The sequence below is a fragment of the Paenibacillus sp. NPDC056933 genome, assembly GCF_042674385.1.
In the GTDB taxonomy this organism is placed as follows: Bacteria; Bacillota; Bacilli; order Paenibacillales; family Paenibacillaceae; genus Paenibacillus.
The window spans coordinates 1-14,246 of sequence record NZ_JBHUQN010000006.1; the positions used below are offsets into that span (position 1 = coordinate 1).

Annotated in this window: 16 protein-coding genes and 1 rRNA gene; 1 reads left to right on the plus strand and 16 read right to left on the minus strand. The window is 46.0% G+C overall.

What is annotated here, in order from left to right; translation table 11 throughout:
- Positions 1-193 (minus strand): 16S ribosomal RNA (locus ACFTRD_RS28040); the annotation flags it as partial.
- A gap of 460 nt (positions 194-653) precedes the next feature.
- Positions 654-1,538 carry a nucleotidyltransferase-like protein gene (locus ACFTRD_RS28045; RefSeq protein ID WP_379385752.1) on the minus strand — a complete coding sequence of 295 codons (885 nt, stop codon included), beginning with the start codon at positions 1,536-1,538 and terminating at the stop codon, positions 654-656.
- Positions 1,539-1,660: 122 nt separating this feature from the next.
- Here ACFTRD_RS28045 and ACFTRD_RS28050 point away from each other — a divergent pair, with 122 nt between their 5' ends.
- Positions 1,661-2,065 (plus strand): YgzB family protein, encoded by a 405-nt coding sequence (locus ACFTRD_RS28050; RefSeq protein ID WP_192270723.1) that lies wholly within the window; start codon positions 1,661-1,663, stop codon positions 2,063-2,065.
- A 370-nt stretch (positions 2,066-2,435) separates the two neighbouring features.
- Here the strand turns inward: ACFTRD_RS28050 and ACFTRD_RS28055 are convergent, their stop codons facing one another.
- The 14 genes from ACFTRD_RS28055 to ACFTRD_RS28120 form a co-directional block, all read right to left on the minus strand.
- Entirely contained in the window at positions 2,436-4,187 is a 1,752-nt protein-coding gene (locus ACFTRD_RS28055; protein WP_379386118.1) for a glycosyl hydrolase family 18 protein, read from the minus strand.
- Positions 4,188-4,304: 117 nt separating this feature from the next.
- Complete coding sequence (gene perR, locus ACFTRD_RS28060; protein WP_024631328.1) at positions 4,305-4,727, minus strand: peroxide-responsive transcriptional repressor PerR; 423 nt, start codon at positions 4,725-4,727, stop codon at positions 4,305-4,307.
- 174 nt (positions 4,728-4,901) lie between these two features.
- Positions 4,902-6,302 (minus strand): DUF4097 family beta strand repeat-containing protein, encoded by a 1,401-nt coding sequence (locus ACFTRD_RS28065; RefSeq protein WP_379385755.1) that lies wholly within the window; start codon positions 6,300-6,302, stop codon positions 4,902-4,904.
- Positions 6,303-6,328: 26 nt separating this feature from the next.
- Entirely contained in the window at positions 6,329-6,922 is a 594-nt protein-coding gene (locus tag ACFTRD_RS28070; RefSeq protein ID WP_379385757.1) for a hypothetical protein, read from the minus strand.
- 146 nt (positions 6,923-7,068) lie between these two features.
- Positions 7,069-7,779 (minus strand): MgtC/SapB family protein, encoded by a 711-nt coding sequence (locus ACFTRD_RS28075; protein ID WP_379385759.1) that lies wholly within the window; start codon positions 7,777-7,779, stop codon positions 7,069-7,071.
- Between the two features lie 146 nt (positions 7,780-7,925).
- Positions 7,926-8,396 carry a GNAT family N-acetyltransferase gene (locus ACFTRD_RS28080; protein ID WP_379385761.1) on the minus strand — a complete coding sequence of 157 codons (471 nt, stop codon included), beginning with the start codon at positions 8,394-8,396 and terminating at the stop codon, positions 7,926-7,928.
- A 127-nt stretch (positions 8,397-8,523) separates the two neighbouring features.
- Positions 8,524-9,963 (minus strand): Asp-tRNA(Asn)/Glu-tRNA(Gln) amidotransferase subunit GatB, encoded by a 1,440-nt coding sequence (gatB, locus tag ACFTRD_RS28085; protein ID WP_379385763.1) that lies wholly within the window; start codon positions 9,961-9,963, stop codon positions 8,524-8,526.
- A 26-nt stretch (positions 9,964-9,989) separates the two neighbouring features.
- Positions 9,990-11,447, minus strand: a complete 1,458-nt coding sequence (gene gatA / locus ACFTRD_RS28090; protein ID WP_379385765.1) for an Asp-tRNA(Asn)/Glu-tRNA(Gln) amidotransferase subunit GatA — start codon at positions 11,445-11,447, stop codon at positions 9,990-9,992.
- Between the two features lie 26 nt (positions 11,448-11,473).
- Positions 11,474-11,761, minus strand: coding sequence for an Asp-tRNA(Asn)/Glu-tRNA(Gln) amidotransferase subunit GatC (gatC, locus tag ACFTRD_RS28095; protein ID WP_192270739.1), 288 nt, complete (start codon positions 11,759-11,761; stop codon positions 11,474-11,476).
- Between the two features lie 288 nt (positions 11,762-12,049).
- Positions 12,050-12,433 carry a hypothetical protein gene (locus tag ACFTRD_RS28100; protein ID WP_024631336.1) on the minus strand — a complete coding sequence of 128 codons (384 nt, stop codon included), beginning with the start codon at positions 12,431-12,433 and terminating at the stop codon, positions 12,050-12,052.
- A 127-nt stretch (positions 12,434-12,560) separates the two neighbouring features.
- On the minus strand, positions 12,561-12,797 hold the full coding sequence (locus ACFTRD_RS28105; protein ID WP_301248868.1) for a sigmaY antisigma factor component: 237 nt from the start codon (positions 12,795-12,797) through the stop codon (positions 12,561-12,563).
- Positions 12,790-13,125 carry a DUF5345 family protein gene (locus tag ACFTRD_RS28110; protein WP_379385769.1) on the minus strand — a complete coding sequence of 112 codons (336 nt, stop codon included), beginning with the start codon at positions 13,123-13,125 and terminating at the stop codon, positions 12,790-12,792. The genes ACFTRD_RS28105 and ACFTRD_RS28110 overlap by 8 nt, the downstream gene beginning before the upstream one ends.
- Positions 13,112-13,654: an RNA polymerase sigma factor SigY gene (gene sigY, locus ACFTRD_RS28115; protein WP_379385771.1), complete on the minus strand. Its 543-nt coding sequence runs from the start codon at positions 13,652-13,654 to the stop codon at positions 13,112-13,114. Before sigY ends, ACFTRD_RS28110 begins: the two co-directional genes overlap by 14 nt.
- A gap of 107 nt (positions 13,655-13,761) precedes the next feature.
- The gene (locus ACFTRD_RS28120; RefSeq protein WP_192270749.1) at positions 13,762-14,013 is read right to left on the minus strand and encodes a hypothetical protein; all 252 of its coding nucleotides are present in this window, start codon (positions 14,011-14,013) and stop codon (positions 13,762-13,764) included.
- Between the last annotated feature and the right edge of the window lie 233 nt (positions 14,014-14,246).

Here is a 14,246-nt window from a genome sequence, read left to right on the forward strand (position 1 = left end):
AAGAAAACAACTATTCGGTATTAGCTACCGTTTCCGGTAGTTGTCCCAAACTTGAGGGCAGGTTGCCTACGTGTTACTCACCCGTCCGCCGCTAACTATCCGAGAAGCAAGCTTCTCATCAAGTCCGCTCGACTTGCATGTATTAGGCATGCCGCCAGCGTTCGTCCTGAGCCAGGATCAAACTCTCCAATAAAGTATTGAAAAGAGCGATTAGCTCATTTTGAATCTGACGAGATTAAAAATCTCATTTGTGCTTTGAAATCATACCGTCCGAAGACAAATACCGATTCCTCAGCGTTTGATCTTGCAAGCAAGATCGTTACTCACTCGTTGTTCAGTTTTCAAAGATCAAACATTCAATTCGTTGCTGTTTTTCGCACCACCGTGTTTTCAGCGGCGACTTTTATAATATATCACGCTTCGTTTGTTTTCGTCAAGAACTTTTTTTAATTCTTTTGTTAAAGCTTTAAGTTCTTCACTTTTCCTCTGCAGAATTTATCGTTTGTTGGCGACTAGCTCGTTTGAGGAACGAAATATAATGTATCATATATCCGGAGTCAGAGTCAACATCTATTAATAAATTATTAAACAAACAAAAAAGGAAGGTTCCCCCTCCCTCTTTCAAGCAATATAATGGCACACTTCATGACTGCTTAAGTCTCAATCCAATAACGGATCTCCCGTCCATCTCCTCCGATAAAGGATGGCCATCCTGCCGATTCTTTTACTATAGAACGAAACACCAGCTTGCGAAGGATAAGCGGCAGATCTTCCCGTACAAATCTTAACTGAGAGTGATGAACGAGTTCTTCCATGCTCCACGGTTCCCTCCGACTTCCTAACACACGGAGGAGCAATCCGGAGCAATCGTTCATTTTGGACATCACCGAGAATTCGCAAGCAAGAAGTACGAGCTCGACTCTTTGTTCCAGTGTCTCCGAGCTAACCGTAAGTTCCTGATAGAGTTTCCATAAGGCACGATCCAAACTCTGAACATGGGTCCAGACAGCATGGTCCGGGTATATCCCCCGTTCAATCAGTACGATTCTCGCCCAGTTCCCCAGAGCCTCAAGAACATTATAATAAGCATCTACAACGTGGCCCTCTTGAATGTAGCGTTTGGCCTCTACATACATTCTCAAGAAACTGGCAAATTCATGTAGCAATTTCTGCTCCCGCAAATCGGATCCAAAAACAGTTAGTTCCTCTCGCAAATTGCTCAAGGTGCTATCCGCTTCCCAGATAATCTCGCCTTCAATCAGACACTGTAAAATGTTATTGTTATCTCCTGTGATTACATTGTGCTGCAGCTCATTACGGCTTACATAGATTATTTGATAACGAAGATCACCATATTTGTAGTGTCCAACCTGGGATGATATCCATTGGTCGGTATTATGCACAACAAGTACGAGCAATTCAAAATCCTGGATTAGGGAGCCGTGGAATCGATCTCCCGGATGGGAATAAGCGATAGCCCCAACTGCCCCTGTCTCTTCCGACTGTTCGGACAAAAAAGCAAGGTTCTTTAGTTCCACGATTCCCTCCATACAATTCATGGCAGATAAGCGCCAAGTCAGTTATAATGTAATTCTACAAGCAGACTGAAGTTTCCTTCTTTTCCAGGTCCAATACTACTCATACGATAGGAGCATTTTTCATGATTTTCAAATCAGCAAAAATTAATGCTTTTCGCACTTGGGGACTCCTGCTTACCATGTTAGGCATGGGCCTAATGGTACTGGGAACTGCCGGAATTGTGTTCTGGGGGCATGCAGGCAAAGTATTTGCTGCTGTGGGACTTGTTATTGGACTGATTGCCATGATGGCCAGTCTGGCCATTTATTTCTGGGCTGGAATGCTCTCCACAAGCGCGGTACAAGTGGACTGTCCGGAATGCGGCAAGTTAACCAAAATGCTCGGCAAGACCGATCGTTGTATGTTCTGTCATACCATCCTCACCCTGGATCCGAATCAGGCCAATACAAACGGTCCACAACTGAAAGCGCCTTCTACTTCAGCTTCTCCTTCTGACACAGACCACGGAGTGAGTTCCAACGGCTAGATATTCTTTAATCCAAAACTCAATAGAGAGCAAAAAAAGGCCCGGTATCTCTACCGGACCTTTTTGACTTGGCCTATAAGCGTAATCCTTGTTACTGAGATGCTAGTTAAGATACTAAGTTAAGTTATAAGTCCAACGGCTCTTTCTGAAAACTAGATATCGAGACGATAAATGCAATTTAGAACATTCCTATTAAGAAATGAGTACTTGTTTCGGTTCAAGTAACCGATGAACAATTATTCAAGATGGACTTGTGTCAAAACAAGTCAAATCTATATAAGGTAGATTGCGAAAGTAAGTGATCGAAATGGAACGACTTTTGGATTTGCGCAAGCAAACCAAGGGAAGAGACAGCTCAAACACGAGTAAATTATTTCTGAAATCCGGCTTGTTTCAGCGTATCCCAGGCCGAAGCATTGGCAAAACTCCGATTCCATGCAGCTACACCGCCCAATTTCAAGGAATCAACCAAATCAACACGAGCCTGAAGCGAAACAGCATCTTCTATCCAAATTTTCTTGGTGGCTCCATCCTCTGCATATTCCACATAATTCTGCCCGCTTTCTCTATCCAAGACAGGTTTGAGCTTCTTCTCTTTGATCAGTTCTGCAATGGTGTTCATGCCTACCGCTTTGGACGACACTTTCACTTCCCCCTGGTCATTCGCCTCTTCTGTCCAGATTCGAGTATACAGCGGCACAGCCATAATCAATTTGTTCGCTGGTACTTCATCTTCATCCAGGATCCGTCTCATAGAAGACTCGGTCCATGGAAGCGAGGCAACCGAACCGGCCTTTGGACTTGCGGCCCAGTGCTCGTCATACGCCATGACGACAATATAATCGGCAAAAGCCCCCAGCGAGCGACGATCGAGGAAAGCAGACCACATCTCACTGTTTGATTTTGGAGTCACATCCACCGAAACCATCAAACCATGAATACGCGCCATTGCCTTAATTTCACGCACAAATTGAGTGATATTCGGTCCATCATCTGTGTAGACGTTCTCAAAATCGATATTAATGCCATCCAACTGATACGTTTGAGCGTATTCCAGCATCTGTTCAATAATATGCGTACGCGTCTTGTAGGAAGCCACGGCTTCTTTCGTGACATCCGGGTCAAAGCTGTTATCCATCAATCCCCACACTTCCATGCCGGAATGGTGAGCCCAGTTGACATACGCTTTATCTCCCTTGCTTTTTACGTTACCTTGTCCATCTGTAATATGGAACCACGTAGGGCTGACCACATTAACTCCAGGCATCTTGTCGATCGAACTCACATCAGGCTGCCGATTATATACCGCCTCCCAAACCAGATTCACGGGTTTATTCTGCCACTTTTTCTCTGCTGCGGTCAAAGTGAATTTGGGCTTGTCCAGTTCCTTTTTCTTCGTCAGGGTCACATATTTATTATCCACATATCCGGCATAACCATTATCCAATTGTACAAAGCTCTGGTCATCCCCCGTTTGCCATACCCTTACACGTGTGTCCTGCTCCATATCGGCAAGGATAGGGGAGGATTCTCCACCTCGCTTGTATAACGGGATCGTTTTGTCTGCCTTTGTAGACAAGGTATCAATCTCTGCATACTGAATATTGTCTCCTCCACGCATCAGCAGTACGGCACCCGTTGTAGCATCTTCCTGTGTAACGATGCCGTATACTTCTTTCAGAGGTTTAAGTGGAATATAGGCTTCTCCCCCTACCACCTCCGGTTTAACTGTCATGGGATAATCCCGATGATTAAGTTCCGCCTTCGTACTGCCTTCCTTCATATGGAGCACTCGCTGCGGGGTTGCGATAATGATATCCCCCGTGTCTGCTTCATAACGTATTCCGGAATCAATCGCCTCTTGCAGCACCGTTACAGGCAGCTTGAGCTGATCTCCTGTCCCTGAAGCTTCACCATCCATCAGTTGTCCGTCCACAAAAATAGGTTGATTCATCCCGATCCAATCGGGGTCCTCGTGAATCTGATTAAGCCAAACATTCGTTATTAGCCAATAAGCACCGCCTGCAATAACACAGGCACCCAAAAATCCAGGCCAGAACGAGCGCTTCTTCTGACGTGTATATCTGCTTTTTCTACTCAAACGTCTACCTCCGTTAATCATGCTGAACCATGAAATGTGTATCCTGCTGACCATGCAATCTATTCTATCATCCTATAAAACAAAAAACGTGAAGAATCCATATTGAATTCTGCACGTTAATATTGTAAATCAACTCTCTTAATCCCTGCAACTTTTACAAACCCCATATACTTCCAATCGGTGTCCATGTACTTCAAATCCAGTACTTGACTCTGCCTGAAGTTCTACGCTCTTTAACGAGGGGTAGCTGAAGTCTTCAATTTTACCGCATTTATCACAAATAACATGGTAATGATCCGTCACATTGGCATCGAAGCGGCTTGAGTTATCTCCGTATGTCAATTCCCGAACCATGCCGGCTTCCAGAAACATCTTCAAATTGTTATATACAGTCGCCACGCTCATACTGGGAAACTGGGGTTCAAGCGCACGGTAAATTTCATCGGCTGTTGGATGCCCCATGGATTCCATCAGATAGTTCAATATGGCATGACGCTGGGGTGTAATACGGACACCGGTCGTTTTCAGATGCTCCAATGCATGTTGGACACGTGTTGCCATAAAACCCACCGCCTTACCTTTCATTCTCTTCGAAGACACAACAAATGACCACTTTGCCTCTTCATTCAGAGTTGATCTTCGGCTGAAACAACGGCATAACATCTTTCCTGCCATGTAACCTTGCCATTTTATATTTATTGTACGGCGATTGCAAGTTTATTGTCAACGCGCCAGTCAGGGACCTTCTGACGTATTGTCCTGGGAATTTTGCCCGTCTTCGTTCATCTGTTCCAGGTTCTCACCCGTACCGTCTGAACTTGGTGTAACTACATTGGCCGAAGGTACAGCCGGGTTTCGATCAATCGCAAGATCACTATTGCCTTCAACTTTAACTGTATATTCTCCTTCACCAAGCTGACCCTCAATCGTTTTATTTTGCACTTTAAACGGCAGGTCCGTTCGCAGATCTCCATAACTGCTGGACCCACTCAGGCTGTAATCGCCCCGTTCGGGAAGCAAAATGTTGATTGCTCCTACAGCGCTATACACATCCCAGTCACCGCCTACTTTGGCAGATATAATGCTGATACTGCCATTAAGGGATTGGGCTTTAACCGCCAGACTTGCACCATCCACATTAATATTTCCATTCCTTGTCTCTGCTGTAATCTCTCCAACGGAGTCTGATATGTTGATGCTTCCGACTTGTGTCGTGAGATCCACATTCCCTGAGATGCCACGGGCTTTCATGTCTCCCCGGTTACTATCCATGTCCACATTTCCGATCGCATTGGCCACAATAACATCACCATTTAGCGTTTTACCCGAGATATCTCCTACAGCGTTCGTGATTCGTATACGTCCATTCCCTGTCTCTGCAAAAATCGTACTAATGGCTTCCGGACGATTCAGCAAAATGGCTCCATTAGACGTTCGAAGATCCAGATTGAAACGGCGATCATCCGGAATCGTGATGGTAATGTTCATGCGCGGCTGTGTTTTCTCGTTCTCTCCATATGTTTTGCCTGTAGCCTTGATATGAATCACTTTAGTACCATCCGCCTCAACAAAAGAAGCATCCGCTACTGCTTTGGCCTGGACTTCCGTTGTCTGGTCAACCCAAACGACTGTGCGTACTTCAATTTCTTCCGTGTCCCCGCGCTGTACCGAGATATCGCCGTTCACTCCCTCAAACACAATATCCGAAGTATCCATGCCTACAGGAACCCGGATCGTCCCCTTATCCTCCATGTATCCCGCAGCCTGACTATAGTCCATGGACGCCGCGCCCAGATTTAGACTTACTCGGTTCCATAAATGCATGTAGTGGTCCTGTTCTGTAACGATAAATACAGATGCCGCCAGAACAAGAGAAGACAGGATACCTTTGGCATCAGGCCTGAAACGTATTTTACTTTTTTCACCTTGGTTGTCTGAAACTGCTCTTCCTCTTCTTCGTGTCACTAAGAACAACAGTATGTATTCCACACCTAACACAATGAGCAAGAGCGGCCACCAATCGACCATCTCATATACATAGTCCGTTCCCCACCGTTTATCCAAAATCAACAGCACACCGACCGCTACGATTAAGGCGGCAGCCGTATAGCGGCCAACCCGGACTTTACGGTTCATCGCCTTCCCTCCTCGAATCGTTCACACTAGATTTTTTTCTTGCGCAACATAACCCAGATCTCGCGTCCGAAAAGCAGTAACCCTCCTGCAATCATCAAAACGGCAAACGTGTATCCGCCATACATAGCGAGCATCTCCTTAAACCAACGCGGTTTGCGGAAAAATAATATCATTAGCGATCCGCCTACTATAAGAAGCAATCCAAACGAAATGCCTTTCTCCCAAGCCATCATGGCTTCTCCAACAGTGCGTTCATTAGGCGTTGGCTTGTCCGAACTGCCCTGGGTAATCGCTCTTCGCCTGCGCATCATTACCCAATCGGCAGATTGTAAGACATCGAACACATTGTAAAAGTAAATCATCGGGATAAACAATGCCAACAGGATAAGCAGAGGTACATTAATCTGTATTCCAATCGTTGAAAAGTACAAGAGCGCTGACAAGTCCAGAAGTACAAGCAGCGTGAAGGTCAGACCTCTCATGTACAATCGGAGATAAATATGGCCGAGGCCCGGAATAACCGCACTGAGCAGCCCCGCAATAAATTTGTGAGTTCGGTTTCGAACAGGTTTAACTTTCGTTCCGCCCGGTTTATTGTTCGACTGACGTTTCCGTTTCATAACATACTCCTTTCTTCTTCGCTGACGTTCCCGTTCTTGATGCATTTGGTTAGATGTTACCCTAAAGAACCGCAAGAGTAACTGGAAGAAATATGGATATGAGCAAAAACCCTCCGCACCAAGGTCCTCAGAGGGTTGCATTTCAGCTATTCAATCGATACTTTTGTTACATGCTCCCACTGCCTTAGTTTGGATACGAGCTGTACCGTACTCAACTCATGCGGCATATAAACATGCAATACGATTTCAACTTTACGTTCAACGGATACCATCTCTGCGTACGCCAAATCTTGCTCATTTACTGTAATTTTACGGATTCTGATCTTTTCCTCCTCCATAAATGAAGATACCTGTTCCAGAAAACCGGGTTCAGACAAGGTATGCAGTGTAACGACATGCAGTTTGTTCCCTCGGATGTACCTTAGCTCCAGTTTGTTGAACACCCAAAGATTCAGGAGTACCAGAACGGTTGACACGATAGAGGCAAAAAAGAACCCAGCCCCTGCTGCCAGCCCGATCGCCGCAACAACCCAGATGGAAGCTGCAGTGGTCAGTCCGGTAATAGATTTTCCGGTAAAGAGAATCGTCCCCGCTCCCAGAAATCCAACACCGGTAATAACAGCTGTAGCCAGACGAGCAGGATCAATCCTTACATTTAATTCATTCGCAAAATCTTTAAAACCATAAATAGACAACATCATAATCAGTGCAGAACCAAGACATACCAGAATATGAGTACGCAGGCCAGCTGCATGATTCGAACGTTCCCTCTCCAAACCTACAAGCCCTCCAAGCAGCATAGCCAGCAATAATCGCAGTAAAATATGCCACTCATCGATAAACCAGGGATTACCCAAAGCCGGTGTTCCTCCTCCAAGTTGTTCACATCATTCATCTTTATTCTCGAAAACACTTCATAATACCTGAAGCCGCTTCAATCAGTAGAACAACAAGATCAAAACGGTTTATCTGTCTCGTTGTTCCATCCAGTTAATGATTTAAATCATTTATGCAATGAATCCTTATGAAATGTTGTTAATTCCACACCTGGTGCAATCTGTACAACTTCCACTGGTTTAAAACCAAATTTGGTATACAAGTTCACGGCTGGTTGATTCAAAGTTCCTGTGGAAACAATATACCGCGGAAGATCCGGATATTGTTCAAACACATGTGTCATCAAAGCAACAGCGATTCCCTTGCGAAAATGATCCGGATGCACCATCATTCGTGTAATGGTCAGTGTATCCGTCTCTTCTTCCGCTACTGCGACAGCACCGATCAGTTCACCGTCTTCATCAACATAACCATAAAAGGTCTCCCCGCAATTCTGCAGTGTTTCCATCGTATCCAGCAAAGGTGGAATATCCTGAAAGCCGATAATCTCAGCCTCTAACCGATAAGCCACATGTTGCAGCCTCCATAACTGTCCTAGCGTCTCCAGATCACTCAATGATAATGATTGAATCCTCATATCAATTCCTCCGTCTCCTTATGTTACAAAACGATATCCAGAATAACGAATATCATTCGTGCTTCAAAATAACAAAAAGAGGCTGTCACAGGGACGAGCCTCTTTCTGTCCGGCCTCACCGGATGGATTAGCGGTTCAGTACATCTGCAAGCAGTTGATTGGCTAGTCCAGGGTTGGCTTTGCCTTTGCTTTCTTTCATGACTTGACCAACAAGGAATCCAATGGCCTTCTGTTTACCAGCCTTATAATCCTCTACGGATTGCGGGTTGTTCGCAACAACCTGCTCCACGATGGCGAGAATGGCACCCTCATCACTAATTTGAACCAGACCCTTCTCTTCAACGATCTGCTGTGGAAGCTTGCCGCTCTCCAGCATTTCCTTAAATACGGTCTTGGCAATCTTGCTGTTAATTGTGCCTTTCTCCAGCAGCCCAATCATCTCACCCAAACCTTGGCCTGTTAGCGGCACCTGAGTTACTTCCAGGTTGCTGGTGTTCAGGTAACCCAGCAAATCGCCCATGATCCAGTTGGATACGGTTTTAGCATCTTTGGTGTATTTCAGACTATCTTCAAAAAGATCCGCTACAGCTTTGGACGAGGTGATAACCTCAGCATCATAACTAGGCAGTCCATAATCAGCGGTATAACGGGCTTTACGCTCGTCCGGAAGCTCCGGTATGGAGGCTCTGATCCGTTCTTTCCAGGCTGCGTCGATATGCAGCTTCACCAGATCCGGGTCCGGGAAATAACGATAGTCATGCGCCTGTTCTTTACCACGCATGGACAGTGTTTTTCCTTGAGCCTCATCCCAGCGACGAGTTTCCTGAACGACTTCACCGCCGTCATCCAAAATTTCAGCTTGGCGATACTGCTCATACTCCAGACCACGCTGAACGCCGCGGAAGGAGTTCATGTTTTTCAACTCGGCTCTCGTTCCCAGCTTCTCCTGTCCATGTGGACGCAAACTGATGTTGGCGTCACAACGCAGGGAGCCTTCTTCCATTTTCACGTCCGACACATCGCAGTACTGCATGATCGCACGCAATTTCTCCAGATATGCACGAGCTTCTTCCGGAGAAGAAATCTCCGGTTCGGAAACAATCTCCACCAGCGGGGTACCGACACGGTTGAAATCGACCAATGAAGCATAGCCGCCATCCACGTGAGTGAGCTTACCTGCATCTTCTTCGAGATGAAGACGCGTAATGCCGATTCGCTTCGTTTCACCGTTGACTTCAATATCGATCCAGCCGTTCTCACCGATTGGTTGATCGAATTGCGAGATTTGGTAAGCTTTCGGGGAATCGGGGTAGAAGTAGTTTTTGCGGTCAAATTTGCTGACATCAGCAATGGTGCAGTTAAGAGCCATGGCTGCTTTCATCGCATAATCTACAGCTTGGCGATTCAATACAGGCAATACGCCTGGATGTCCGAGACAGACAGGACAAGTATGTGTATTTGGCGGAGCTCCAAAGGCGGTGGAGCAGCCGCAAAAGATTTTGGAATTTGTATGCAACTCGACATGGACTTCAAGTCCAACGACCGTTTCATATTTAGATGCGGACATTTCTATATTCCTCCGTTCCGGGCAGTCTACAGCTGCGGACGCTGCTTGTGGAATTCCGTATTTTGTTCAAACGCATGCGCTACGCGCAGTACAGTCGTTTCATCAAAAGCTTTACCAATGATTTGCATGCCGACAGGCAGTCCATCCGAGAAGCCGCAAGGGATGCTGACTGCAGGAACACCAGCCAAGCTGACCGGGATGGTTAGAATGTCGTTGAGATACATGGTAAGCGGGTCATCGACCTGAGAACCGAGTTTGAACGCCGTTGTTGGCGCAGTTGGTCCGATAATGACATCATATTTGGCAAATACGTCGTCGAAATCCTGTTTGATCAACGTACGCACTTTCTGAGCTTTCAAATAATACGCGTCGTAGTAACCCGAGCTGAGTGCATAGGTTCCAAGCATGATGCGTCGTTTCACTTCGGGACCAAAGCCTTGACTACGGGACTGGTGGTACAGATCCAACAGGTTTTCCGGGTTGTCTGCACGAACACCATAACGCACGCCGTCGAAACGAGCCAGGTTCGAAGAGGCCTCCGAGGAAGCGAGCAGATAATACGTAGCCACCGCATATTCGGTATGCGGAAGGGATACTTCTTCCCATGTTGCACCGAGTCCTTCAAGGACTTTCAGGGCGGACAGGACGGTTTCTTTAACTTGAGGATCCACGCCTTCACCAATGTATTCCTTCGGAACAGCAATGCGGAGCCCTTTGACGTCTCCTGTCAATCCGCTCAAATAATCCGGGATATCCACTTTCGCGGATGTCGAATCTTTGGCGTCATAACCAGCAATGGCTTGCAGCACATAGGCAGAATCCTCGACATTTTTCGTCAAAGGTCCAATCTGATCCAGGGAGGATGCGAATGCAACCAGACCAAAGCGTGAAACGAGTCCGTAGGTAGGCTTCAAACCGACAACGCCGCAATAGGAAGCGGGCTGTCTGATGGAGCCCCCTGTATCTGATCCCAATGTGAAATACGCTTCTCCTGCCGCAACAGCCGCAGCAGATCCACCACTTGATCCGCCTGGAACACGATCGAGTGCCCATGGGTTACGTACAGGATAGAAACTTGAATTTTCATTGGAGCCGCCCATGGCGAATTCGTCCATATTCAGTTTTCCGATAGTTACAGTATCCGCAGCCTTCAGCTTCTCGACAACTGTTGCATCATATACCGGGTCGAAGTTGCGCAGAAACTGGCTTCCGCACGTTGTACGCAACCCGTTCGTAACGATGTTATCCTTAATGCCGACTGGCAATCCAAAAAGCAAACCTTTCTCCTCGCCGCTGACGAGTCGATCATCCAGTTGACGGGCACGCGCACGTGCTTGTTCTTCATCCAATGCCAGATACGCCTTAACCTTCTCATCATGCGCACCAATATTCTGATATGCCTGATCCACCAGATCGCTAACCGATAACTCCTTGGCATGCAGCTTGTTATGTATCTCCGGCAACGATTGTTCAAATAAACTCACGGTTTTCGTCCTCCTTCCGGTTATCCTTATTCCATTACAGCAGGCACTTTGAACTGCCCGTCTTCTTCTTCCGGTGCATTTTGCATCACCTGTTCAATCGACAAACTTTCCTTGGTCTCATCATCACGCATCACATTGCTAACGTGCAGAACGTGAGTGGTTGGCTCGATGTCATCGGTGTCCAGCTCATTCAGCTTCTCTGCATATTTTAAAATCGCGTTCAGCTGACCTGTGAGGGTTTGTTCTTCTTCAGCAGTCAAATTGAGCCGGGCCAGCTTGGCCACATGCTGAACGTCATTATTCGAAATACTCATTTCCGGATGCCTCCTTCATTCGTTCTAATTCCCGAGACCGCCTGAAACGAATCGTTCGTTTAACGGGCTAAAGTCCCAAGATAACTTTTTTCATTATAGGTGAGATAGTTCGACAATTCAATGCAAATGACCCGAGTTACCGAATATGCAAAATAACCCCACATCAGTGGAGTCTATCTTTAATACATATGTAGAAACCTAATCAACTGAATTTTCACACGCAAAAACCAGGATAATAAGGGCTTCAACCTTCTCAAAAAAGAGCCGGCATCAGCCGACTCTTAAACTCTAAATCCATGCACGCAGATTAACCTGCTTTATAAAATCCGCCTGTGACATAACATCGTTCGCGGTTTCCTCTTCCTCTTCCACAGCTTGAAAATCTCCGTTCATCAGATGATGAAACAGTTTCTCATTGTGTGTCGCAAGGGCGTAATCTATCAACGCTTCTCGCTCGACCCGCTCAGCTTCCTGCTTCAGCAGAACCTCTTCTAGATCGACGTCGCCGGATGGAACAAAAAAGTTCCGATTCACCTGCGGCACTCGAAGCACGTAATCGAACGCATTGTCCGGATTCCGGTCATAAGCGATGATGAAACCATATTCCCCCACAGGAAGATTCTGCTCAAACGCATCCGCGACGATGACAACCTTCTCTCCTAATCGCAGCATCGTCTAACCTCCTGGTAGTCTATCTTTTTATTATTTGTATAGTCTACTAGAAAAGAATAGCGATGTCTACGATTACTAGAATTAAACAAAACATTTGTGCAAAATCTTTTTTTTAATTCCGTAAATTCTATTGTTTACCCGATGTTTGCTTAGGGGGCCTGCGATCTACCCGAACAACGGCAAACCAGTATACGATCAAAGGCAATGGGAAATTGATGAAGCCCCACAATCCCCATAACCAGGGAAAGCGGTCACGTCGTCGTGCATCCCGAAAGATCCATGTTCCCTGAACAAGCAGCACACTCGCAATCAGAATAAGCAATATGAGAGGAATTTCATTTAAAGAATAATGCTGATCATTCATGACGAGTCTCCTTCCGGCGTCTTCCTGTCCGGATTGCTACCACGGCAATCGCAGCTCCCAGACTGAGCGCCTGAATACCCAAATATAGAGCTGGCGCCGAATGGAATAGCAGCACACCAAAAGCGATAACGAACAAGCCAACAAGCCAGAACATGATCATTTCGATTCGATTGGCTCTTCTTCTGACTTGCCGTCGCTCCCTGACTTGGGCTTCAAGTGAAGCTAATGAAGGGATGTTTACAGGCTCATACGCATCATCCAGCACACTCATCTGCTGTTGCATCCGTGCCACGATTTCTTGTTCATCATGTTCATCAGATCTGCTCATGTTCATCCAACTCCTTTCTCAACTGACGAAGACCATACGCCGTTCTTGATTTAGCCGTTCCGGACGGAATCCCCAGCATTTCTCCTATTTCATCATATCCATAGCCATAATAATGCTTCAGAAGTACGGCAATACGATGTTCTGGTGTTAATCGAGTCAGGGCATCCATAACGTCTGTCCATTCCTCATTCCTGATGTCAAACTGCCAGCGTAATTTTCGTACAGCCTGATTGCGTATGGATTCCAACCAGATCTGTTCTCTTCTCCTGCGTCTTGTCTTGTCGATATATATACGGGTGGCAATCGTAATCATCCATGACGAAAAGGCAGACGAACCATCATACCTGTGGATATTTTCCATACATCGGATCATCGTATCCTGTACTGTCTCCTCCGCAACATTGGGGTCCATCGTTACTTTGACAAGATACTTATATACAAAAGCGTAGTGACGCTGAAGCAGTTCTGCCAGTGCTGCGTCATCCCCCTGTATCGCTCTCTGTACCTCTTCCAGTTCGGCTGCTTTCATCTGGATCATCACCTGCTTTCCGCTCAGTCTAATGTTATTACGACAGGCTCTGCAGAAACGTTCAATATGGTCAAAAAAAAATCTGAAGCCGACAATTTCCCGGGCAATCAGACTTCATTTCGGTAATCTTGCAGTTTGTCGAACCACCGTTGGTTGCGGGCTCCGCTTCTGAATAAACGACTTCTCCATATATTCTGCTGTTGATCCTTAATTTGATTCATCTCTTTATTCATGTAGTTATGTAATTGAGAAGGCTGAGTAATGGATTCTATTCTGTTACTTTCTGTTATTCGACGGTATTCTTCGCTGATTAGATGTTCGGCACGTTGTCCCAACTGGATCACTCGCTTTTTCTCCACTTCTAATTCCTCGCTCTCTGATCATCTCAAGCTTATTATAATTCGACTAATTAAATGGACTAGAACGATCTTCTGCAGATACTTGTCAACGAGCTATATGTAAGGTTAAACGAGATGTAACTTTGATAAAAAAGGCTGAAAACAAAAAAAGAACGCAAACCGGGTATAGACCACAGTCTGCGTGCTTCGCAAGTTAGGGTGTTTCTTTTTATTGCTTCAGTTAGATGGTGCTT